The sequence below is a fragment of the Enterobacter cloacae complex sp. ESBL7 genome (assembly GCF_041679625.1).
GTDB classification, from domain to species: Bacteria; Pseudomonadota; Gammaproteobacteria; order Enterobacterales; family Enterobacteriaceae; genus Enterobacter; species Enterobacter asburiae_B.
On the sequence record NZ_JBGORN010000015.1, the window covers coordinates 42,919 to 63,801 of the forward strand.

The window sequence follows — 20,883 nt, forward strand, 5'->3', positions numbered from 1 at the left end:
CGTACTAAGAATTCTCACCAATCAATACCTCTGGGATCTTGATTGTGGCCGTTCGTCCTGCGCTTCGCCAGCAGGAAAACGCAAGGGAATGAGCCTAAGTGCAACCAGGTGTGAATATTCTCTGTTGCTGTTACAGATTGAACTATCAGGCAAAAAAAACCTGCGTAAAAACGCAGGTTGGTGTAAAGCGTGTTAATCAACCGGAGTTGATTCCACCTATCAATACCTCTGGGACTTTGACTGTATCAACCTCTTTGACCACCTCGCCATTGGCCAATCGCAACAGCCTGACGCAAAGTGTAACCAAAGGTTCAGATTGACATTCTTCAGACACGACTGCGCGTGTAACGATTACACTATCAGGGTTGTCCTGCGTCACGTTTGTGGAGCGCGGAAATCCGCTCCCCTTGAATGCGCGGCGCTTTTCCGCAACACTATTTGGTGTGTAAACGCTTACCCCCAATAAGAAGGTAATGAATGGCGACAATAAAGGATGTGGCCCGTCTGGCAGGTGTGTCGGTGGCAACCGTCTCTCGAGTGATTAACGACTCCCCAAAAGCCAGTGACGCATCGCGCCAGGCGGTACAAACCGCCATGGAATCCCTGAATTATCATCCCAATGCCAATGCCCGCGCGCTTGCCCAGCAGTCCACCGAAACCATTGGGCTGGTAGTGGGTGATGTTTCCGACCCCTTTTTCGGCGCCATGGTGAAAGCGGTCGAGCAGGTCTCTTATCAGACAGGCAATTTTTTGCTGATCGGCAACGGCTATCATAATGAGCAAAAAGAACGCCAGGCCATCGAGCAGCTGATCCGCCACCGCTGCGCGGCGCTGGTGGTTCACGCCAAAATGATCCCGGATGCCGAACTGATTCACCTGATGAAGCAGATGCCCGGAATGGTGATCATCAACCGCATTATTCCCGGGTTTGAAAAACGCTGTGTGGCCCTCGACGACCGCTACGGTGCCTGGCTTGCGACCCGTCATCTGATTCAACAGGGCCATACCCGAATTGGCTATCTCTGTTCCAATCACCCGATTTCTGATGCGGAAGACCGCCTGCAGGGCTACTACGACGCCCTGCGCGAAAACGGCCTGCCGTGTAATGACCGTCTGGTGGCCTACGGTGAACCGGATGAGAGCGGCGGTGAACAGGCCATGACCGAGCTGCTGGGTCGCGGACGAAATTTCACGGCGGTTGCCAGCTATAACGACTCGATGGCCGCAGGGGCAATGGGGGTGCTGAATGACAACGGGATTGAGGTACCGGCAGAAATTTCGCTGATTGGCTTCGATGACGTGCTGGTCTCTCGCTACGTGCGCCCGCGTCTGACCACCGTACGCTACCCGATAATCACCATGGCAACGCAGGCCGCCGAGCTGGCGCTAGCGCTGGCTGAACAGCGCCAGCCGCCGGATATTACGCATCTGTTTAGCCCGACGCTGGTTCGCCGTCACTCCGTTGCGTCACCTGCGGAAGCGCAGAGCGAATAGCGATAGAGGTGAACCCGCGTGTTGGGGTATTCCAGCCCATCACCGATATACTGCCAGCCGTAACGTTCGTAGAAATCGCGGCAGGCAGACCAGAGGTGCAGTTCTTCATATCCCGCCTGCGCGGCCCAGGTAATAACGTGCTGCTGTAGCTTTCCTGCCAGCCCCTTGCCTCGCGCCGCGTCGTCAACGTAGAGCGCCGCCAGCCACGGAAAGAGATCCTGACGGGTGATCAAATCGCAGCGCCAGAGCCCTACCGTACCAACAAGCTGTTCGTCTTCTACGGCGATAAAGGTCAGCGGTAATGCTCCCGGCGTCTGGCTGTGCTCAATAATGCTGTGGAAAAATTCCCGAGAAAGCCCTTCGCCAAAGGCCTGCCAGATCCAGTCGGTGACCTGCTCCGCATAGTGCGGTGCCTGGTAAAGCGGGAGGATGGCTATGTTTTTCACGTTTCACCTGCGTTTTCTCATGTACTTGCTGGCCTGTCGCCCCAGCTCGGTTCGGCGATTATTTTACCAGAGTCAGACTATTTAGTTTTACTTCACGCAGGCCAGACGAATCGTGACCAAAAAGCGTGATCGTGGCAGAAGTTTTGCGCTTCCCGCATCGCTTATACGCCGTGAGGTCTGTGTTAAACTGCAAATCATTACGTGGAAGCAGGAATGTAGAATGGCAACAATGCTGGATGTCTCACTGCGTGCGGGCGTGTCGAAGGCTACCGTCTCGCGCGTGCTGAACGGCACAGGTCAGGTTAAAGAGAGTACGCGTCAGCAGGTCTTTGCTGCGATGGAAGAGCTGGGCTATCGCCCGAACTTTCTCGCGCGTTCACTGGCTAACCAGACCAGCAACAGCATTGGTCTGGTCGTCTCGACCTTCGACGGCTTTTACTTTGGTCGTCTTCTCCAGCAGGCGTCGCGGCAGACGGAAACTCACGGGAAACAGCTGATCGTTACCGACGGTCACGATGCGCCGGAACAGGAAGAACAGGCGGTGCAGATGCTGGCCGATCGCCAGTGCGATGCCATCGTGCTTTACACGCGCTACATGAGCGAAAAAGCGATCGTCAAACTGATGAATACCGTGAAAACGCCGCTGGTGGTCATTAACCGTGAAGTGAGCCAGGCGCCGGATCGCTGCGTGTTTTTCGAACAGCAGGATGCCGCATTTAAGGCCGTGGATTACCTGATCGCCCAGGGCCATCGGGAGATCGCCTGTATCACCGTTCCGATCCACACCCCCACGGGTAAAGCGCGGCTGATGGGCTACCGTAAGGCGCTGGAAAAGCACGGCATTCGTCTGGACGAGCGTCGGGTAAAGTACGGCGATGCGGGAATGACGCGGGGATACGAGCTGTGCAAGGAGTTGATTGCCGACGGAGTGCCGTTTAGCGCACTGTTTGCCTGTAACGACGATATGGCCCTTGGGGCATCCAAAGCGTTACACCAGGCGGGGCTTAAAATTCCGCATGATATTTCACTGTTCGGCTTTGACGATGCCCCAAGCGCGAAATGGCTGGAGCCTGCGCTCTCATCGGTTTATCTGCCCATCGACAATATGATTGTCACGGCCATCGATCAGGCGATCCGGCTGGCAAAAAACCAGCCGGTCGATGCTATCCCGCCGTTTACCGGCACGCTGGTGTTACGCGATTCGGTCACAACGGGGCCGTACTTTCATCAGATGAGTTCTAAAGCCAGCAGTTCCTGAATGGTCTGGCGACGACGGATCAGCCGTGCCTTGCCGTTATCAAACAGCACTTCCGGCAGCAGCGGGCGGCTGTTGTAGTTAGATGACATCGACGCCCCGTAGGCACCGGTATCATGCAGCACAAGATAATCACCCGGTTTGACCTCTGGCAGCGCGCGGGTCTCCACTTTGCCGCCTTCCTGCTGAGTGAACACGTCACCCGATTCGCACAGCGGTCCCGCAACGACCGTCTCAACGCGCGGCGCCTGCGTTAAATCACGGCCGTCGGCGGCCAGGGCGGTAATGTGGTGATAGCTGCCGTACATGGACGGACGCATCAGATCGTTAAAGCCTGCATCAATCAAGACGAAGTGGCGAGACCCCATCTCTTTTACGCTGCGCACCTGCGAAACCAGCACGCCGGCCTCCGCCACCAGGAAACGACCCGGCTCAATTTCCAGCTTCACCGCGTGACCAAGATGCGCGGCAATTTGGTCACGCGCGGCGCTCCACAGACCGTAATAGTGATCGGTATCGATCGCCTCTTCGCCTTCGCGATATGGAATAGAGAGGCCGCCACCGGCAGAGATCGCCTCCAGATCCTGACCGAAGTCGACAACCTGGCGCACCATCGCACCGCACACCTGCTCCAGGTGGCCGTAATCGACGCCAGAGCCAATGTGCATATGAATACCCACCAGCTTCAGGCCGTAGCGCTGTAATACCTCCAGCGCGGCAGGCATATCGGCATACCAGATCCCGTGCTTGCTGTTTTCGCCGCCGGTATTGGTTTTTTGACTATGCCCATGACCAAAGCCCGGATTCACGCGCAGCCAGACGCGATGGCCGGGAGAAACCTGACCCAGCTGCTCCAGCATATCTACAGAACCGGCATTAACCGGGATCTGCAGTTCGTGGACGCGCGCAAGCGTCGCATCGTCGATCACGTCTGCAGTGAAGACGATCGCGTCGCCGTCGGCTTTCGGATCGAATCCGGCCGCCAGCGCGCGCTCGATTTCGCCAAGCGAAACGGAGTCGACCTTCACGCCCTGCTCACGCATCAGGCGCAGAATATGAATATTGGAGCATGCCTTCTGGGCAAAACGCACCACGTCAAACTGATGCAGGGCGGCGATCTTCTCGCGAACGATCTGCGCGTCGTAGACCCACACCGGGCAGCCAAACTCGGCAGGCAGGCGCAGCAGGTTGTTGGCGTTCAAATCGGTATCAGTCTGGTTCAGCGGGCGTGGCATGGTCTTCTCCGGGTAAATGCGTTTTGATGATTACGCCACAGCGCAAAGAGAATAAAAAATATCGTTTTATCGCGAGTCTATGCAAAAATGATATGGACAGTTATCTGCTTTCAGGTGCCCTATGCCCGCCGTCAATTTACGCCACATCGAGATTTTTCACGCCGTGATGACCACCGGCAATCTCACCGAAGCCGCACAGATGCTGCATACCTCACAGCCGACGGTGAGCCGCGAGCTGGCGCGATTCGAGAAAGTGCTGGGGCTGAAGCTGTTCGAACGCACCCGGGGCAGGCTTCACCCGACGGTGCAGGGGTTGCGCCTGTTCGAGGAAGTTCAGCGCTCCTGGTACGGACTGGACAGAATAGTGAGTGCTGCGGAAAGCCTGCGCGAGTTTCGCCAGGGCGAGCTGTCGATCGTCTGTCTGCCCGTCTTTTCGCAATCCTTTTTGCCGATGCTGCTGCAGCCCTTTCTGGCCCGATACCCGGAGGTCAGCCTCACCATCGTGCCTCAGGAATCCCCCCTGCTTGAAGAGTGGCTTTCGGCCCAGCGCCATGATTTAGGGCTAACCGAAACCCTCTCCACGCCAGCGGGAACGGCACGCACGGAGCTGATCTCGTTAGATGAAGTGTGCGTTCTGCCCGCCGGACATCGGCTTGCCGGTAAGGCAGTGCTCACGCCGGAGGATTTCCACGGGGAAAACTACATTAGCCTTTCGCAGACAGACAGTTACAGACAGCTGCTGGATACGCTGTTTGCCGAGCATCAGGTCAAACGGCGAATGGTGGTGGAAACGCACAGCGCGGCTTCGATTTGCGCGATGGTGCGTGCAGGCGTCGGCGTCGCGGTGGTGAATCCGCTCACGGCGCTGGACTATGCCGGAAGCGGGATCGTCATTCGCCGCTTTAGCGTGTCCGTCCCGTTCACCGTGAGCCTGATCCGCCCGCTGCACCGTCCGGCTTCCGCGCTGGTGGACGCTTTCACCGAACACTTAATGGAGCACGCGCGTCAGGTGGCGCTTCGCTTACCTGACCTGCAAAACCCGTTATGACAGCATAAACGCCACGGCATCTGCCGCGTGAATGGCGGTGGTATCAAATACCGGGATGGGGCTTCGCTCGGCCGGCACCAGCAGACTAATCTCGGTGCACCCGAAGATCACCCCTTCTGCCCCCTGCTGCGCCAGCTTTTCAATCACGCTGACGTAATACGCCCGGGAAGATTCGCTGAAGGTGCCAAGGCAGAGCTCGTCAAAGATAATCTGATTGATGCGCGCCCGATCGTCTTCATCCGGGATAAGGCTCTCGATCCCAAATTCACTGTGCAAACGCCCGCGATAAAAATCCTGTTCCATGGTGTAGCGTGTGCCCAAAAGCGCTACGCGGCGCATACCGGATGCGGCAATCGCACGACCGGTCGCGTCCGCGATATGCAGAAACGGCAGCGAGCAGCGGTCCTCAATATGCGACGCCACTTTGTGCATGGTATTGGTACAAAGCACGATACCCTCGGCGCCGGCACGCTCCAGTCCCAGCGCCGCCTGGGCCAGGATCTCTCCGGCTTTATCCCACTCCCCGCTCGACTGGCAGGCTTCGATTTCATGGAAATCAACGCTGTGCAGCAGCAGGCTTGCGGAGTGCAGCCCCCCCAGACGCTGCTTTACCCCTTCATTAATCAGGCGGTAATAAGGGATTGTCGATTCCCAGCTCATTCCACCTAACAGGCCGATCGTTTTCATCATCCCTCCTTTTCTTTGTTTCTTTTTAACACAACCGAAGTACATAAAAAAAGGCGCTGTATTCAGCGCCTTTTTAAACTGCAGAGCTTATTTCGCCACCGGCTCTGGCGGCGAAGTACGGGTGTGCATCGCCTCGCGCAGTAAAACGCTACCGCAGGCAAACATCCCCCCCAGAAGCGCCGCCAGAACGACAATCAGAACCTTGCCCGGGCCATCCTTTTTCACCGGCATGGAGGGAGAAAGCTGGTACCTGAATGGCTCAAGTTTAACATCGGCGAAGGAGAGCTTTTTCAGCTGTGCGAGGTAGTATTCCCTGTTCTGGAAATCCGCATTCAGCTCGGTCACGTCCTTCAGATTTTTTTCGATCTGCAGCTTTTGCGCGATACCGTCAGCGCCGAGCGCAACGGAGTAATCCGGGTCATCTTTTACGGCCTGCCCGTTGCTGTAAACCGGCCTCTTGATGCCTGCGGCATTTGCCACTTCCAGCGAATAATTCAGTCGCTGCAGGTTGGTATTGTGAATATTGGTCAGACGAACTCGATCCAGTTCCAGCTGCTGCTCAACGACGTTCGTTTTTAGGGCGATCAGGTTGCGGATATTCTGCACCGTCTCTTTTTCTACAATAGCCGCGATATAATCAATGTCCCCCGCCAGGACGGCTTGCGCATCGTCAGCTGTCGGTGCAGTGAAGCTCAATGTCCAGGAAACATAAGGCGTTTTATCCGCCTCTTTTCCCTGAGCGTTATTCACCGCTTTCATTCGATCTGAAATGTTGGCTATCGCGCGATGCAGCTCAAGCGGATCCACCGTGGTGCCTTGCAGCTTCGATGTTACGTAAGGAGAGGTTGTCATATACTCTTCGAGCAATGACTGAGACTGGAACTTTTTAATAAACAGGTCAAAAATTTGCGGACGGGTGATCTTCACGTCCACATCAAGCACCTGTAACGCCACCATCATCTGGCGCAGTGGGTTCCACTGCAGCTGTTCTGCCGGGGTGATCACCGCTTTACTGGTCCATTTCTGCGGCAGTAAAAATGAAACGGCCAGCCCCACCAGCGCGAAAGTAAAGATAATGGCGGCGATACGTTTTTTCGCCGCCAGAAGGACCTCAAACAATCCCAGAAGATCTATCTCTTTTGCGCTTACAGCCGGGGCGGCAAAACGGTGAAAGTCGAGGTCCGTGCTTTTTCTTAAATCCATTTCTGACATAGTGATTCTTCTTTTTCCGGATGCAACGCGTCTTTGCTCAATTGATAGCGGTGGCCCGACAATTCAACAATCTAAGAAAAATCCTAATGCCAGTTCCCTCTCTGTGTCTACTCCCTACCAGAGTTAGTAGTGATCTTAGTCACATTATTATTGTGGCTAAGCCACCTTTTTCTTTTCCAGTTACGGCATAGAGTGAAGCCTTCGAACAGGCAAAACAATCACACGCCGATGTTTCGCAGTTTCTCTCCTGCCATCAGCTTGCGCTCGATATGTTCCAGCGTCACGCCTTTGGTTTCCGGGATCAGCCAGAACGTAACGCCAATAAACGCCACGTTCAGCACCGTATAGAGCCAGAACGTTCCCGCTGCGCCAATCGCGTCCAGCAGCGTCAGGAACGTCGCGCCGATGATCATGTTCGACACCCAGTTGGTGGTCGTGGAACAGGTGATGCCAAAGTCACGGCATTTGAGCGGCTGAATTTCGGAGCACAGGATCCACACCACCGGCGCGGCGCTCATCGCGTAACCTGCGATACACATCATGGTCATACCGACAGAAAGCCAGGAAAGCCCGCTTGAGGCCGTGCCGTTATCAAACTGCATCAGGCAGTAGCCCAGGATCAGCGTGCCGAGCGCCATCACGCTGAAGCCAATTTTCAGCGCCGGTTTACGCCCGGCTTTGTCCACGGTGAATACCGCAATAAAGGTGGCGAACATGAAGGTCAGCCCGACCACCAGAGTCGCAATCATCTGCTGTTCCGTGGTGGTGAACCCGGCCATTTTGAAAATGCGCGGCGCGTAATACATGATGATGTTCATGCCGGTGAACTGCTGCATTGCCTGCAGCAACATGCCGAGGAAGACCGCGCGGCGCACGTTGCGGTTGATCTTAAACAGCGCCCAGCCGCCCTGCTTTAGCTTCAGGCTTTCGCGGATTTCGTTCAGCTCTTCGCGCGCTTTTTCCGAGGTATCGCGCAGCATGCGCAGAACCTCTTCCGCCTCCACGTGACGCCCTTTTTGCGCCAGCCAGCGCGGGCTGTTTGGCAGGAAAATCACCAGGACGATCAGCACCAGCGCCGGTAAGGCCAGCACGCCCAGCATCGCGCGCCAGTTCCCGCTGTAGCTGAAGTAGGTGTCAGACAGGAACGCCAGCACAATACCCAGCGTGACCATCAGCTGATACATGCTGATCATCTTGCCGCGCACGTTTTCGCTCGCCATTTCGGAGAGATAAAGCGGCGCGGTGTAGGAGGCAATCCCCACCGCCACGCCCAGCAGCACGCGGGAGAGCAGGAGGATTTCAACGTTAGCGGCAAACGCCGAGCCAATGGAGCCGGCAACGAACAGAATCGCCCCGACCATCAGGCTGTATTTGCGCCCCAGGCGGAACGACAGCCAGCCGTTGAACAGCGCGCCGATGGCCGCGCCGAGCATCATGCTGCTCACCACCCACTCCTGCAGACGACTGCTGAGGGTAAAGTGATCGGTAATAAACGGTAGTGCGCCGGCAATGACGCCGATATCCAGTCCAAATAACAGGCCCGCCACGGCGGCGGCAATGGAGACAAACTGGTTCATGCGGCGAGTATCACGCAGCGCAGCGGGCATTAGGGTAGAGTCATTTATCGATGTCATATTTTTCCTGCCTCAACAGCAAAATTCGTTAACTGAAATTACGAGAAAGCGAGGAAAAGTGTCAGGCAGGAAATCGCGAAGTTATGGATTATTCCGCTACGGCATACGGTTCTGTGATGGACATTACAATTTCAACTCGTGGCGAATAATCACGTATTTTTACTAATCAGTTAATATTTAAGCAATAAAAGTGTGATTGCCGTCATTTGCGATTTTTTAGTATGGATTTTTCATCTTTATCGATATGGACTAAGCCAATTATTGCGCAAAAAAAACCTCCGCCCACAGGCAGAGGTTCTTAATACAGGTGGAATTAACGCGCCAGCCAGCCGCCGTCTACAGCCACGGTGTAACCGTTGATGTAATCCGATGCAGAGGAGGCCAGGAAGACAATCGGCCCCATCAGATCGCTCGGCAGACCCCAGCGTCCCGCAGGGATACGCTCCAGGATCGCCGCGCTGCGCTCTTCGTCAGCACGCAGCTGCTGCGTGTTGTTGGTCGCCATGTAGCCCGGCGCAATCGCATTCACGTTGATGTTATGTTTCGCCCATTCGTTTGCCAGCAGGCGGGTCACGCCCATTACGGCGCTTTTGGACGCGGTGTAAGACGGCACGCGGATGCCGCCCTGGAACGAGAGCATAGAGGCAATGTTAATGATCTTGCCGCCTTTCCCCTGGGCAATAAAATGCTTCGCCGCCGCCTGGGACATGAAAAATACGCTCTTGATGTTCAAATCCATCACGTCATCCCAGTCGCGCTCGCTGAAGCCGATCGCGTCTTCGCGGCGGATCAGCCCGGCGTTGTTCACCAGAATGTCGATATGACCGAATTCAGCCACCGCGCGGTCCAGCAGTTCAGGAATGGCATCGATTTTACGCAGGTCAGCGGTCAGACTCAGGAAACGGCGGCCCAGGGCCGTCACGCGTTCGATGGTTTCAGTCGGTTCAACGATATTAATTCCGACGATATCGCAGCCCGCTTCCGCCAGGCCTAACGCCATTCCCTGACCCAGCCCGGTGTCACACCCGGAAACCACAGCCACTTTCCCCTGCAGAGAGAATGCATCCAGAATCATGTTTATTCCTTACTCTTTCAGAGCCTGTCACTCACAGGCAGGTTTATGCTTCACCGCCCGCGACTAGCGCAGATCGCTGACCGCAACGTGGTCCATATCATCAAAGACCTGGTTTTCCCCCACCATTCCCCAGATAAAGGTGTAGGCTTTCGTCCCTACGCCGGAGTGAATGGACCAGCTCGGTGAAATCACCGCCTGCTCGTTGTGCATCACGATATGGCGCGTTTCCTGCGGCTGTCCCATCATGTGGAACACGCAGGCGTCCTCATCCATATTGAAGTAGAAGTAGACTTCCATGCGGCGCTCGTGGGTATGGCACGGCATGGTGTTCCACAGGTTGCCCGGCGAGAGCTCGGTCAATCCCATGCTGAGCTGACAGGTCTCCAGCACGTCCGGCACGAAGTATTTATTGATGGTGCGGCGGTTGCTGGTGAGGTTGTCGCCCAGCGTCACGGGTGCGACGTCTGCGGTGGTCACTTTTTTGGTTGGGTAGGTGGAGTGAGCCGGCGCGCAGTTGTAGTAAAACTTCGCGGGCCTGCTGCCGTCGATGCTGGCAAAGACCACGTCTTTCGCCCCTTTACCCACGTACAGAGCCTCGCGATGGCCAATCTCATAGCATTTTCCGTCTACGGTGATGGTGCCCGGCCCGCCGATGTTAATCACCCCCAGCTCGCGACGCTCGAGGAAGTAGCTCACGCCCAGCTGTTTACCGACCTCACCGCCCACGGAGACGCTTTTTGTGACCGGCAGAATCCCGCCCACAATGATGCGGTCGATATGGCTGTAAACCATGGTGTACCTGTCGGCCTCGAATACCTGCTCGACTAAAAATGCATTGCGCAGCCCCTGCGTATCCAGCGTTTTGGCGTGCGCACTATGGATGCTTTCTCTGACGTCCACGGTAACCTCCAGATGTGGTCATGCCCGAAGGCGGAAATAAACGAAACAGCGTTCCGTTTTTCATAATGAGCACATACTATCGGCATAAAGTGGGCTTTTCAATTACATTTAAAACAACGTTTCATTTTTATTTTTGTTTATAGCGAAAATGATGTTCGGATCACAATTAAGCCGCCGGGAGAAAAAAAACGCGAAAAAAAACCTCCCGGAGGAGGTCATTTTTAATGAGAAGAGGTTAGCGTTCGATGGCCAGCGCCACCCCTTGCCCGCCGCCTATACAGAGTGTGGCAATCCCTTTGCGGGCATTGCGCTTTTTCATTTCGTGGACCAGCGAAACCAGGATTCGGCAGCCGGACGCACCGATAGGATGGCCCAGCGCGATCGCGCCACCGTTAACGTTGACCCGCAGGGGATCCCACTCCAGCATTTTCCCGACGGAGATCGCCTGCGCGGCATAGGCTTCGTTCACTTCGATCAGATCCACATCCGAAAGCTGCCACCCCGCGCGCTCCAGGCAGCGGCGGGTCGCGTAGACCGGTGCGATCCCCATTAACGCAGGATCAACCCCTACGCTGGCGAACGCCTTAATGCGGGCCAGGACCGGAAGATCGAGTTCAAGGGCTTTGCTTTCGCTCATCATCATAACGGCGGCAGCGCCGTCGTTAATGGAAGAAGCATTTCCCGCCGTCACCGAGCCCTGCATTTCAAACGCGGGGTTCAGCCTCGCCAGGCCTTCTGCGCTGGCGTCGGTGCGCGGCTGTTCATCGGTATCCACGAGGATACGCTCGCCGCTCTGACGCTGCGTGCTGACCGGAACAATCTCGTCGCGAAAGCGACCGGAATCAATTGCCGCACGCGCTTTTTGCTGCGAGCTTAGCGCATAGGCATCCTGCACCTCACGGCTGATGCCGTACTCGCGCGCCAGGTTTTCCGCCGTCACGCCCATATGATAGTCATTGAACGCATCCCAAAGCCCGTCATGCACCAGGCTGTCGAGCAGCTGACTGTTGCCAAGCTGTGCGCCGGTCCGGCTGTCGGTCAACACGTGCGGCGCGCGGCTCATATTCTCCTGCCCGCCCGCGATGATCACGTCCGCTTCACCACACTGAATGGCTTGCGTCGCGAGATGCAGCGCTTTTAATCCTGAACCACAGACGTCGTTGATGGTGATGGCCGAAACGGTATTGGGCAGCCCGCCCTTCAGCGCCGCCTGACGCGCAGGGTTTTGCCCGGCACCGGCCGTGAGGACCTGTCCCAGGATCACCTCATCAACTTCATGTGCTGCGATCCCGCTGCGTTCCACCAGCGCTTTTACCACCACGCTGCCCAGGTCAACCGCCGAGTGACGCGCGAGCGCTCCCTGAAAACAGCCGATAGCTGTACGCAACGCACCCACTATTACGACATCTTTCATCACGACCTCTGTGTTAAATGACATGACGATAGTAGAGGATTGTTACTGGCAATTATCTTAATTGTTTAAAAATAGTGAGTTTAATCACAAGGATCAGCGCGCATCCTGCAGATACTGCCGCAGCCAGCTGCCGGCAACGCCGGGAGGGGATCGTTTATTCCACAGCAGATCGATGCCGATCGCCCGCGGCCAGCCGGGAACATTGAGCTGTACCAGGGATTTCGCGGCGGCAAATTCATCCACCAGCGCGCACGGCAGCACGCACCAGCCAAATCCCTGTACCGCCATACTCAAGAGTAACAGGTAATTCGGTGCTGACCAGACGGGCCCGCGCGCGATCTCAGCCTCGCGCTCAAGATAGGTGCTGAGCCGCAGCTCTCGCCAGCCGTGCAGCTCGTCATGCTGAACGTCATGTTGTCTAGCCAGCGGATGCGCGATCGCGACGTAGATCGCCATGCGGGTCTGCATCGGCAGGCGAGTGACGCCAATATCCGTAGGGTAACTGTCGCGCGCTTCCGTCAGGCCAATCTGCGCTCGCTCCTTTTGCAGCAGATCGATCACGTCCTCTTCCTCGCCAATCAGACATTCGAATTCCGTATGGGGAAAACGCGCGTCAAACTGCTTCATCATCTCTTCCAGCACGTCCGGGTTGAGGGTATCGGAAAGGACAAACGTCAGACGCGCCTCCGTTTGCGCCGTTAGCGATACCGCCAGCTCATCCAGCCGCGTGCTGGCGGCCAGGATCGCCTGCACGTAGCCCAGCACCTGTTCTCCCTGGACCGTTAACACCGGCTGGCGCGCCGAGCGGTCAAACAGCTCGAAACCGAGATCGGCTTCAAGATTGGCAATCGACGTGCTGATCGTCGACTGGCTTTTACGCAGCCGGCGTGCGGCAGCGGAAAAAGAGCCCGCCGCAACGGTCTCGACAAACGCCTTAAGGGCTTCGGGTGAATAGCGCATAACCTATCTACTTTAGCGATGGATACTATCTTTAATATATCAGCTTTAGCGATGAAAATAGGCTGCATCAACGCCCATACCGGCGAATTAATGAGGTCTATGACTATGCAACATCAGGATGCACTCCAACGTAAACTGCCGGAGCGGATCTTTCATGCTGTCTGTTTCGAAGGGATTGCTACGGCGATCCTCGCCCCTACGGCGGCGTGGCTGATGCAGCGTTCCGTGGTGGAGATGGGTGGGTTGACCATTATTCTGGCCACCACTGCCATGCTGTGGAACATTATCTATAACTTCGGCTTCGACCGTTTCTGGCCCGTTCAGCGCGTCAAACGTACCGCAAAAGTGCGTGCGCTGCATGCGCTGGGGTTCGAATGCGGGTTTATCGTGATTGGCGTGTCGATTGTCGCCGCCGTGCTGGGCGTTACGCTGCTTCAGGCATTCACGCTTGAAATAGGTTTCTTCCTGTTCTTCCTGCCGTACACCATGTTCTATAACTGGGCATACGATTGCCTGCGCGAGAAATTTCTTAAGCGTCGCCAGCAACGGCGCGCCCTGGCAGGCTAAACCGCCTTTGGCCGGACGCCCGTTCCGGCCAAACTCCGTCGAAGCAACTGCGCTCTTCAGGCATAACTATGGTAAATTGCACGCCATTCCGATGGTTTGATAGTTGATACGTTGCTCTAATGTCGAAAATTTGGTCAAAAGATGAGACTCTCTGGAGTTTCGCTCTCTATGGCACGGCCGTGGGCGCAGGAACGCTGTTCTTGCCCATTCAGCTGGGCTCCGCAGGCGCTATCGTCCTGTTTATTACCGCCCTCGTGGCCTACCCCTTAACCTACTGGCCGCACCGGGCGCTGGCGCAATTTATCCTGTCGTCGAAAACAAAAGGCAACGAAGGGATCACCGGCGCCGTCTCGCACTATTACGGCAGGAAGATAGGCAACCTGATCACCACGCTCTATTTCATCGCCTTCTTTGTGGTGGTACAGATTTATGCGGTGGCCATCACCAACTCGCTCACGGAGCAGCTGGCGAAACACCTGACGGTGGATACCGCCGTTCGCGTGCTGGTCAGCCTGGGGGTGGTGCTGGTTCTGAATCTGATCTTCCTGATGGGGCGCCATATCACGATAAAAGTGATGGGCTTCCTGGTGTTTCCGCTGATTGCCTATTTCCTGTTTGTCTCGCTCTATCTGACCGGAAGCTGGCAACCCTCGCTGTTGACCAGCCAGATGGCCGTCGATCGCCATACGCTGCATCAGGTATGGATTTCGATTCCGGTGATGGTGTTTGCTTTCAGCCATACCCCGATTATCTCAACGTTTGCCGTTGACCGTCGCGAGAAGTTTGCCGACGGCGCCATGGATAAATGTAAGAAAATCATGAAGGTGGCGTACCTGATCATCTGCCTGAGCGTGCTATTCTTTGTCTTCAGCTGCCTGCTCTCAATTCCGCCGTCGTACATTGTGGCCGCCAAAGAGCAAGGGGTAACGATCCTGTCCGCGCTGTCGATGATGCCTTCTTCACCGGCGTGGCTGGGCATTTCCGGGATTATCGTGGCGATTATTGCGATGTCGAAATCGTTCCTCGGCACCTATTTTGGGGTGATTGAAGGGGCGACGGAGATCGTGAAGTCGTCGCTCAATCAGGTGGGCGTGAAAAAGAGCCGCGCCTTTAACCGCGCGATTTCCATTATGGGGGTGTCGTTAATCACCTTTGCCGTCTGCTGCATTAACCCGAACGCCATTTCGATGATTTACGCCATCAGCGGCCCGCTTATCGCCATGATCCTGTTTATCATGCCGACGCTGTCGACGTATCTGATCCCGTCACTGAAACAGTACCGCTCCATTGGCAACCTGCTGACGCTGATCGTCGGCGTGCTGTGCGTGTCGGTGATGTTTGTCGGCTAAACGCCCGGCATGCCCGGCGTTCTGCCGGGCATGCCTCTTAGTCTCGCCCTGCTGATTCCAGCGGAAAAGGTCTGTCCTGCACGACCGTTTTCATCACAAGCGTAGAGCGAAGGTGCTGCACGCCGGGCATGGCGGAGAGCTTCTCGTCGTAGAGTTTCTGGAAAGCGGACAGGTCGCGGGTCACGACGTGCATCAGATAATCGGGATCGCCAAACAGACGCTGTGCCAGCACGATCTGCGGGATTTCCTCCACCGCCGCTTCAAACGCGCTAACCGCCTTTCTGTCACCCTCCTTCAGCGTCGCAAACACTATCGCCAGGAAGTTGAACCCCATTTTGGCGGGGTCGAGGCTGGCACGGTATCCCGTTATGGCCCCGCTTTGCTCCAGCGCCCGCACGCGACGATGGCACGGCGAGAGGCTCAGATTCACTCTTTCCGCCAGCTCGGTCAGGGATAAACGGCCATCAGACTGTAGCTCAGCAAGAATTTTTCGATCGATGCTATCCATGTGGAAGATTTTCTCATTTTCACGGTGTTATGAGCATAACATTGAAAGCCTATTTCGCAGGGTTAGCGATATTCTTTTTCTCAACGTTTGACGCACTGCGGGAGTTTTCAGAACGATGGAAATGAGTATTGTGGCCGGCTTTTGGGTGGTTTCTTTTCTGCTCATCATGACGCCGGGCGCCGACTGGGCCTACGCCATTAGCGCCGGGATTAACGGGCGACGCGTGGTACCGGCGGTGATGGGGTTAATGTCCGGGCATCTGTTAGCCACGCTGATTGTGGTGGCTGGCGTGGGCGTAGTGATTGCTCAGCATCCGCTGGCGTTAACCGGGCTGACCGTCGCGGGGGCCGTGTATCTCCTGTGGCTTGGTATCGGACTGTTGCGTCACCCTGCCGCACCGGAAAAGGCCGCCCACCATGCGGGAAACTGGAGGCAGTGGGCGGTGAAAGGGCTCTGCATTAGCGGCCTTAACCCGAAAGTTTTTTTACTTTTCCTGGCGCTGCTTCCGCAGTTTACCGACCCGACCGGAAGCTGGTCGATAGCGATGCAGATGTCCGCGCTTGGCGTGATGCACCTTATCACCTGTACGCTGGTCTATCTGCTGGTGGGGTATGGTTCGAAAGCGGTACTGGCGACCCGGCCACAGGCGGCGCGTAGGGTGAGCATGGCGTCAGGAGGGATAATGGTGCTGATCGCGATGGTATTGCTGTTTGAGCAGGTAAGATAAAAAAACACCGGCCATCGCCGGTGTTATTTACGCCCGAATATCGTCATATTCCCGCGTTTCATCAAACTCATGCTTCGCGAACGGGCACAGCGGGATAATTTTACGGTTCTCACCGCGCATCTTCTCCACCACTTTCGCCACCAGCTGTTTACCGACGCCCTGCCCTTTCAGGCTCTCATCCACGTCGGTGTGCTCGATAATGCTCAGGTGCTCGCCGGTCGGTACAAAGACAATCTCCGCGACCTGGTTGCCGTTCGCATCATTGACGTAAAACTTGTTATGGCCTTCCAGAATATCCATGGTTCCTCGCTTATTTTTGGCGATACTTCAGCGCACCGCTCGGGCAGGTATCAATCACGCGTACAACCGTTTCAACGTCCACTTCATCGGGAATGATCCACGGTTTACGTTTCAGATTAAACAGCTTTGCGCTCCCACGCACGCAGTTACCTGAGTGTTTGCAGATCCCGGTATTGAAGTAAACGTCAATTTTCTCGCCGGTATAGGCCCGGTAACCCGCATCCAGTAGTTCTTTGTCCATGACATTGCCTCTGTAATTATTATCGTGCTGAATGAAGCATAGCCTTACGGGATCCTGATGGCTATAACGCCGAAAACGAAAAGCCAGGTCACAACTCTTTTCTCGCCAGATTGCGTCCGCTATTGGCCCATGTCAGGCTCGGCAAATGTCACTTTTACATAACTTCCGCAGGTTGAATGAAACGCAGACTCTCTTTTCAGGTAAAGCTGTTTTTAGCGCTGGTGTGCTTCTCCTGCCTGCTGTTAGTTCTGCTGGGAACAATCCTGTTCCATTTTATTGACCGACAGCTCCATCACGATCTCGGCCAGCGCGCCCGGGTTCAGGCCAGCCAGATCGCGCTGATGCCGGGTCTGGCGGCAATGGTAGCGGCCAGAGATATTCCGGGAATAGCCCGGTTAATTCAGCCGCTGCGCGCCGAAAGCGATGCCAGCTACATTGTGATTGGCGATACCGAGGAGCAGCACCTTTATCATTCGGAATCCCCGGAGCGTATTAATTTACCGATGATCGGCGGGGATAATGCCGAGGTGTTAAAGGGCAAAACCATTATTTCCGTGCGTCAGGGCGGAATTGGCGTGTCGCTACGCAGCAAAGCGCCCATCTTCAACGCGCAGCATCAGTTGATTGGTATTGTCTCGGTCGGCTATCTGACGTCGTATATTGCCAATATTAACGCCCGCATTCTCTGGCAGTCCGGGCTATACGGCGCTGCGCTTCTGCTGCTGCTGTTTATTTTCTCCTGGCTGTTTACCCGCAATTTAAAAAAACAGATGTTCCGGCTGGAGCCGAAAGATATCGCTCAGCTGGTTTTGCAGCAGCGCGCGCTATTAGAAGCCATGTACGAAGGGGTATTTGCCGTTAATGGCGAGAAGCAGCTGATTTTAATTAACCGCGCGGCACGCGAAATGCTGGATATTCGGCAAAGTGAGAAAGAACTTATCGGTAAACCGCTGGAAGACATTCTGCAGACGGCGCCGGGGTTTTTATCCCAGCGCTACGCCTCGGTGAGCGCTGGCAGCCACGACCAGATTGCGGTGCTGAACCAGCGCGAGGTGATCGTCAACCGGGTAGCCATTGAGGTCGAACCGGGCGTTGAAAGCGGTTGGGTGTACAGCTTTCGCGACAAAAACGATATTAACACCCTCAGCAGCCAGCTCAGCCAAATCAAACGCTATGCGGATAACCTGCGCATTATGCGCCACGAACAGCTGAACTGGACCGCCACTCTGGTCGGGCTACTGCAGATGAAACATTATGACGAGGCGATCCGTTACATTCAGGTGCAGTCAGAAGGCGCGCAGCGCGTGCTGGACTTTGTCTCAGCCCATTTTGTCTCCCCGGCGCTGTGCGGGCTGCTGCTCGGAAAATACGTCAGCGCGCGCGAAAAAGGCATCGAGCTGCTGTTTGACCCCGCCTGCCAGCTCACCCGCATGCCTGCCGCGCTGAGTGAAACGGAGCTGATGTCCATTATTGGTAACCTGCTGGACAACGCCGTGGAGGCGACACTCAACGCCCCGGTTCACGCGCCGGTAGAACTCTACATTTCTGATCGTAACCAGGAGCTGCTGATCGAGGTGGCTGACCGGGGCTGCGGGGTGGACGATGCGTTGAAGCCGCACATTTTCCGCCAGGGATTCAGCAGCAAGCCGGACAGCGAAAACGACATTGTGGGTACCGAGCACGGTATTGGCCTGTTCCTGGTGGCAGGATATATCGACAAGGCCGGCGGCAGCATTGAGATTGCCGACAACACGCCGCAGGGCACTATTTTTTCTGTGTTTATTCCGAATGGGCAACAGCATGACCCGACCACTTGACGTTGTGATAGTTGAAGATGAGCCGCACCTGGCGGAGCTGCATCGCGAGTATATCGAGCAGAATTTCCATCTGCGCGTGGTGGGCATCGCCGCGTCGATTGAGCAGGCATGCAGCCTGATTCGTCAGCATCAGCCGCGACTTATCCTGCTGGACAACTATCTCCCGGACGGTAAAGGCGTGGAGTTAATTGATAACCCCCTTCTGAAAAGCTACGAATGCTCGGTGATTTTCATCACCGCCGCCAGCGATATGCAGACCTGCAGCCACGCCATGCGCAGCGGCGCGTTTGACTACCTGATTAAGCCCGTCTTTTTCCAGCGCCTGCACGCCTCGCTGGAGCGGTTTATGCGTTTCATCCACACCGTGCAGCAGGTGAAGGTGGTCGACCAGCATGCGCTGGATCGCCTGTTTAATCTTCCCGCCGCGGAAGCCTCCATTACGCCGTCGACGAAGGGCATTGAACCCCAGACGCTGGAACGGATTAAAAACCTGTTCGCCGAGCATCCCGATACCGCGATGTCGGTTGAAGAGGTGGTGGAAAACGTGGGGATCAGCAAAACCACGGGGCGTCGCTACCTTGAATACTGCGTGGAGAGCGGGTTAATCAGCGTCGAAATGCTGTATGGCAATATAGGTCATCCGCGAAGGTTATACCGCAAAGCGCTCGATAAACCGTAATCCAGAATCGTTCACAGGCTAACGTTCGCGGATTTTATGGTGTTAATTGCTGAAACGACGGCGACAATCACACTTCGGAATCATTGCCCGCTTCACCCTCTTGTGGGTGGAGCCCGATACGCTATGTTGACAATTAGTTCCTCAAATGTAACTAAAAGGTTAACTATAATGTCGAACACGTTCCGAATTTCTCTGCTTACCGCTACTGTACTGTTCTCTGCTTCTGCACTCTCTGCCCTGCCTCAGGGCTATCCTGCTGAGTATCAAAAAGTTGTTGATGCCGCAACGAAAGAGGGCAAAGTTGTCATTTACTCCACCACCGACATCAAAGCCGCCGGGCCGCTGATCCAGGGCTTCGAAAAAACCTACCCGGGCATTAAAGTCGAATACAACGACATGAACAGCACCGAGCTGTACAACCGTTTCATCAGCGAACAGGCCTCCGGCGGCGTGAGCGGCGACGTGGTCTGGAGCTCCTCTATGGACACCGGCCTGAAGCTCGCCACCGACTACGCCATGGAGTACAAATCGCCGGAGCAAAGCCAGCTGCCGAAATGGGCGGTCTGGAAGGATAAGGCTTACGGCACTACCTATGAGCCGGTGGTCTTTATCTACAACAAGCGCCTGATCCCGGCCGGCGACGTGCCGGATTCTCACGCCGCGCTGGCGAAACTGATTGCCAGCCAGACGGACAAATTCAAGGGCAAAGTCACCACCTACGACATCGAAAAATCGGGTCTGGGCTTTATGCTTTCGGTTCAGGATCACAACGCCGATCCTAATTACTTCAAAACCCTGGCCGACGTCGCCAAAGGTGGCTTATCAGTGCAGTCGTCTACCGGCACCATGATGGAGCGCGTCTCCTCCGGTGAAAACCTGATCGGCTTCAACATCCTCGGTTCCTACGCGGAAGCGCGCGCGAAGAACGATCCTTCGCTCGGCATTTCCTATCCAAAAGATTACACCCTGGTGCTGTCGCGCGTGTCGTTCATCAGCCAGCAATCGCAAAACAGCAACGCCGCGAAGCTGTGGCTGGACTATGTGCTGTCTGAACAAGGGCAAAACATTCTGGCCAATCAGGCGGATATTCCCTCCATTCGTAACGATATCGAAGGGAAAAACGATATCGACGGCCTGACCAAAATCCTCGGCAACGCGCTGAAGCCAATTCCGGTTGATGAAACGCTGCTGGAATACCTGCAGCCGAAAAAACGCCTGGAGTACATCAAAGAGTGGCGTACCGCCGCCGGTAAATAAGCGTCTGAGCGCGGCGCAGGCCGCCGCGCTCCCTTATCGACTGAGTTCGTTTTTCTGGGCCGCAACACCAGGGATACC

Annotated in this window: 21 protein-coding genes; 9 read left to right on the forward strand and 12 right to left on the reverse strand. The window is 55.7% G+C overall.

What is annotated here, in order from left to right; all coding sequences use genetic code 11:
* Positions 1-477: 477 nt before the first annotated feature.
* Positions 478-1,494, forward strand: a complete 1,017-nt coding sequence (gene galR / locus ACERY3_RS24020; protein ID WP_023309052.1) for an HTH-type transcriptional regulator GalR — start codon at positions 478-480, stop codon at positions 1,492-1,494.
* Here galR and ACERY3_RS24025 read toward each other — a convergent pair.
* Positions 1,455-1,931: a GNAT family N-acetyltransferase gene (locus ACERY3_RS24025; protein WP_058841151.1), complete on the reverse strand. Its 477-nt coding sequence runs from the start codon at positions 1,929-1,931 to the stop codon at positions 1,455-1,457. The two genes, galR and ACERY3_RS24025, sit on opposite strands and share 40 nt — an antisense overlap.
* A gap of 229 nt (positions 1,932-2,160) precedes the next feature.
* On the opposite strand from ACERY3_RS24025, the gene ACERY3_RS24030 reads away from it, so the two are divergent.
* Positions 2,161-3,198 (forward strand): LacI family DNA-binding transcriptional regulator, encoded by a 1,038-nt coding sequence (locus tag ACERY3_RS24030; protein ID WP_058841051.1) that lies wholly within the window; start codon positions 2,161-2,163, stop codon positions 3,196-3,198.
* On the opposite strand, the gene lysA is transcribed toward ACERY3_RS24030, so the two are convergent.
* Complete coding sequence (gene lysA / locus ACERY3_RS24035; protein WP_058841050.1) at positions 3,168-4,430, reverse strand: diaminopimelate decarboxylase; 1,263 nt, start codon at positions 4,428-4,430, stop codon at positions 3,168-3,170. The two genes, ACERY3_RS24030 and lysA, sit on opposite strands and share 31 nt — an antisense overlap.
* Positions 4,431-4,551: 121 nt before the next feature.
* Between lysA and ACERY3_RS24040 the strand changes: the two genes are divergently transcribed.
* Positions 4,552-5,478, forward strand: a complete 927-nt coding sequence (locus ACERY3_RS24040; RefSeq protein WP_033146451.1) for a LysR family transcriptional regulator — start codon at positions 4,552-4,554, stop codon at positions 5,476-5,478.
* Here ACERY3_RS24040 and ACERY3_RS24045 read toward each other — a convergent pair.
* The 7 genes from ACERY3_RS24045 to ACERY3_RS24075 form a co-directional block, all read right to left on the reverse strand.
* Positions 5,473-6,165 (reverse strand): aspartate/glutamate racemase, encoded by a 693-nt coding sequence (locus ACERY3_RS24045; RefSeq protein WP_058841049.1) that lies wholly within the window; start codon positions 6,163-6,165, stop codon positions 5,473-5,475. The genes ACERY3_RS24040 and ACERY3_RS24045 overlap by 6 nt on opposite strands.
* A gap of 87 nt (positions 6,166-6,252) precedes the next feature.
* Positions 6,253-7,377, reverse strand: coding sequence for an LPS O-antigen length regulator Wzz(fepE) (wzz(fepE), locus tag ACERY3_RS24050; RefSeq protein ID WP_373226603.1), 1,125 nt, complete (start codon positions 7,375-7,377; stop codon positions 6,253-6,255).
* 218 nt (positions 7,378-7,595) lie between these two features.
* Positions 7,596-9,011 carry a sugar porter family MFS transporter gene (locus ACERY3_RS24055; RefSeq protein ID WP_032660200.1) on the reverse strand — a complete coding sequence of 472 codons (1,416 nt, stop codon included), beginning with the start codon at positions 9,009-9,011 and terminating at the stop codon, positions 7,596-7,598.
* Between the two features lie 313 nt (positions 9,012-9,324).
* A complete protein-coding gene (gene kduD, locus ACERY3_RS24060) occupies positions 9,325-10,086 on the reverse strand; it encodes a 2-dehydro-3-deoxy-D-gluconate 5-dehydrogenase KduD (protein WP_064673498.1) in 762 nt (253 codons plus the stop codon).
* Positions 10,087-10,149: 63 nt separating this feature from the next.
* Complete coding sequence (gene kduI / locus ACERY3_RS24065) at positions 10,150-10,986, reverse strand: 5-dehydro-4-deoxy-D-glucuronate isomerase (protein ID WP_373226604.1); 837 nt, start codon at positions 10,984-10,986, stop codon at positions 10,150-10,152.
* Positions 10,987-11,221: 235 nt separating this feature from the next.
* The gene (locus ACERY3_RS24070) at positions 11,222-12,400 is read right to left on the reverse strand and encodes an acetyl-CoA C-acetyltransferase (protein WP_038417283.1); all 1,179 of its coding nucleotides are present in this window, start codon (positions 12,398-12,400) and stop codon (positions 11,222-11,224) included.
* 93 nt (positions 12,401-12,493) lie between these two features.
* Positions 12,494-13,360: a LysR family transcriptional regulator gene (locus ACERY3_RS24075; RefSeq protein ID WP_373226605.1), complete on the reverse strand. Its 867-nt coding sequence runs from the start codon at positions 13,358-13,360 to the stop codon at positions 12,494-12,496.
* Positions 13,361-13,465: 105 nt separating this feature from the next.
* Between ACERY3_RS24075 and ACERY3_RS24080 the strand changes: the two genes are divergently transcribed.
* Together ACERY3_RS24080 and ACERY3_RS24085 are read left to right on the forward strand one after the other, a co-directional pair.
* Positions 13,466-13,927, forward strand: a complete 462-nt coding sequence (locus tag ACERY3_RS24080) for a multidrug/biocide efflux PACE transporter (protein ID WP_023333288.1) — start codon at positions 13,466-13,468, stop codon at positions 13,925-13,927.
* A gap of 119 nt (positions 13,928-14,046) precedes the next feature.
* On the forward strand, positions 14,047-15,276 hold the full coding sequence (locus ACERY3_RS24085; RefSeq protein ID WP_033146458.1) for an amino acid permease: 1,230 nt from the start codon (positions 14,047-14,049) through the stop codon (positions 15,274-15,276).
* Positions 15,277-15,313: 37 nt separating this feature from the next.
* On the opposite strand, the gene ACERY3_RS24090 is transcribed toward ACERY3_RS24085, so the two are convergent.
* A complete protein-coding gene (locus ACERY3_RS24090) occupies positions 15,314-15,784 on the reverse strand; it encodes an Lrp/AsnC family transcriptional regulator (RefSeq protein ID WP_023309067.1) in 471 nt (156 codons plus the stop codon).
* A gap of 115 nt (positions 15,785-15,899) precedes the next feature.
* Between ACERY3_RS24090 and ACERY3_RS24095 the strand changes: the two genes are divergently transcribed.
* Complete coding sequence (locus tag ACERY3_RS24095) at positions 15,900-16,511, forward strand: LysE family translocator (RefSeq protein ID WP_373226606.1); 612 nt, start codon at positions 15,900-15,902, stop codon at positions 16,509-16,511.
* Positions 16,512-16,538: 27 nt separating this feature from the next.
* On the opposite strand, the gene ACERY3_RS24100 is transcribed toward ACERY3_RS24095, so the two are convergent.
* Positions 16,539-16,811, reverse strand: a complete 273-nt coding sequence (locus tag ACERY3_RS24100; protein WP_373226607.1) for a GNAT family N-acetyltransferase — start codon at positions 16,809-16,811, stop codon at positions 16,539-16,541.
* A gap of 10 nt (positions 16,812-16,821) precedes the next feature.
* On the reverse strand, positions 16,822-17,052 hold the full coding sequence (gene yjdI / locus ACERY3_RS24105; RefSeq protein ID WP_008499689.1) for a 4Fe-4S mono-cluster protein YjdI: 231 nt from the start codon (positions 17,050-17,052) through the stop codon (positions 16,822-16,824).
* Positions 17,053-17,228: 176 nt separating this feature from the next.
* Here yjdI and ACERY3_RS24110 point away from each other — a divergent pair, with 176 nt between their 5' ends.
* From ACERY3_RS24110 to ACERY3_RS24120, 3 genes are all read left to right on the forward strand, one after another.
* Positions 17,229-18,869, forward strand: coding sequence for an ATP-binding protein (locus ACERY3_RS24110; protein WP_373226608.1), 1,641 nt, complete (start codon positions 17,229-17,231; stop codon positions 18,867-18,869).
* Positions 18,853-19,548, forward strand: a complete 696-nt coding sequence (locus tag ACERY3_RS24115) for a response regulator (RefSeq protein WP_373226609.1) — start codon at positions 18,853-18,855, stop codon at positions 19,546-19,548. The genes ACERY3_RS24110 and ACERY3_RS24115 overlap by 17 nt, the downstream gene beginning before the upstream one ends.
* Before the next feature lie 168 nt (positions 19,549-19,716).
* On the forward strand, positions 19,717-20,805 hold the full coding sequence (locus ACERY3_RS24120; protein WP_023309072.1) for an ABC transporter substrate-binding protein: 1,089 nt from the start codon (positions 19,717-19,719) through the stop codon (positions 20,803-20,805).
* Positions 20,806-20,883 lie beyond the last annotated feature (78 nt).

What these genes read in the sequence shown, in the direction of transcription:
- ACERY3_RS24055 (WP_032660200.1), bottom strand. Translation starts at nt 9,011, where the DNA reads ATGACATCGATAAATGACTCTACCCTAATGCCCGCTGCGCTGCGTGAT.
- ACERY3_RS24100 (WP_373226607.1), bottom strand. Translation starts at nt 16,811, where the DNA reads ATGGATATTCTGGAAGGCCATAACAAGTTTTACGTCAATGATGCGAAC.
- ACERY3_RS24085 (WP_033146458.1), top strand. Translation starts at nt 14,047, where the DNA reads ATGTCGAAAATTTGGTCAAAAGATGAGACTCTCTGGAGTTTCGCTCTC.
- ACERY3_RS24075 (WP_373226605.1), bottom strand. Translation starts at nt 13,360, where the DNA reads ATGCGCTATTCACCCGAAGCCCTTAAGGCGTTTGTCGAGACCGTTGCG.
- ACERY3_RS24030 (WP_058841051.1), top strand. Translation starts at nt 2,161, where the DNA reads ATGGCAACAATGCTGGATGTCTCACTGCGTGCGGGCGTGTCGAAGGCT.
- ACERY3_RS24040 (WP_033146451.1), top strand. Translation starts at nt 4,552, where the DNA reads ATGCCCGCCGTCAATTTACGCCACATCGAGATTTTTCACGCCGTGATG.
- ACERY3_RS24080 (WP_023333288.1), top strand. Translation starts at nt 13,466, where the DNA reads ATGCAACATCAGGATGCACTCCAACGTAAACTGCCGGAGCGGATCTTT.
- ACERY3_RS24045 (WP_058841049.1), bottom strand. Translation starts at nt 6,165, where the DNA reads ATGAAAACGATCGGCCTGTTAGGTGGAATGAGCTGGGAATCGACAATC.
- ACERY3_RS24110 (WP_373226608.1), top strand. Translation starts at nt 17,229, where the DNA reads ATGAAACGCAGACTCTCTTTTCAGGTAAAGCTGTTTTTAGCGCTGGTG.
- ACERY3_RS24070 (WP_038417283.1), bottom strand. Translation starts at nt 12,400, where the DNA reads ATGAAAGATGTCGTAATAGTGGGTGCGTTGCGTACAGCTATCGGCTGT.
- kduD (WP_064673498.1), bottom strand. Translation starts at nt 10,086, where the DNA reads ATGATTCTGGATGCATTCTCTCTGCAGGGGAAAGTGGCTGTGGTTTCC.
- ACERY3_RS24090 (WP_023309067.1), bottom strand. Translation starts at nt 15,784, where the DNA reads ATGGATAGCATCGATCGAAAAATTCTTGCTGAGCTACAGTCTGATGGC.
- yjdI (WP_008499689.1), bottom strand. Translation starts at nt 17,052, where the DNA reads ATGGACAAAGAACTACTGGATGCGGGTTACCGGGCCTATACCGGCGAG.
- ACERY3_RS24095 (WP_373226606.1), top strand. Translation starts at nt 15,900, where the DNA reads ATGGAAATGAGTATTGTGGCCGGCTTTTGGGTGGTTTCTTTTCTGCTC.
- ACERY3_RS24120 (WP_023309072.1), top strand. Translation starts at nt 19,717, where the DNA reads ATGTCGAACACGTTCCGAATTTCTCTGCTTACCGCTACTGTACTGTTC.
- ACERY3_RS24115 (WP_373226609.1), top strand. Translation starts at nt 18,853, where the DNA reads ATGACCCGACCACTTGACGTTGTGATAGTTGAAGATGAGCCGCACCTG.
- galR (WP_023309052.1), top strand. Translation starts at nt 478, where the DNA reads ATGGCGACAATAAAGGATGTGGCCCGTCTGGCAGGTGTGTCGGTGGCA.
- lysA (WP_058841050.1), bottom strand. Translation starts at nt 4,430, where the DNA reads ATGCCACGCCCGCTGAACCAGACTGATACCGATTTGAACGCCAACAAC.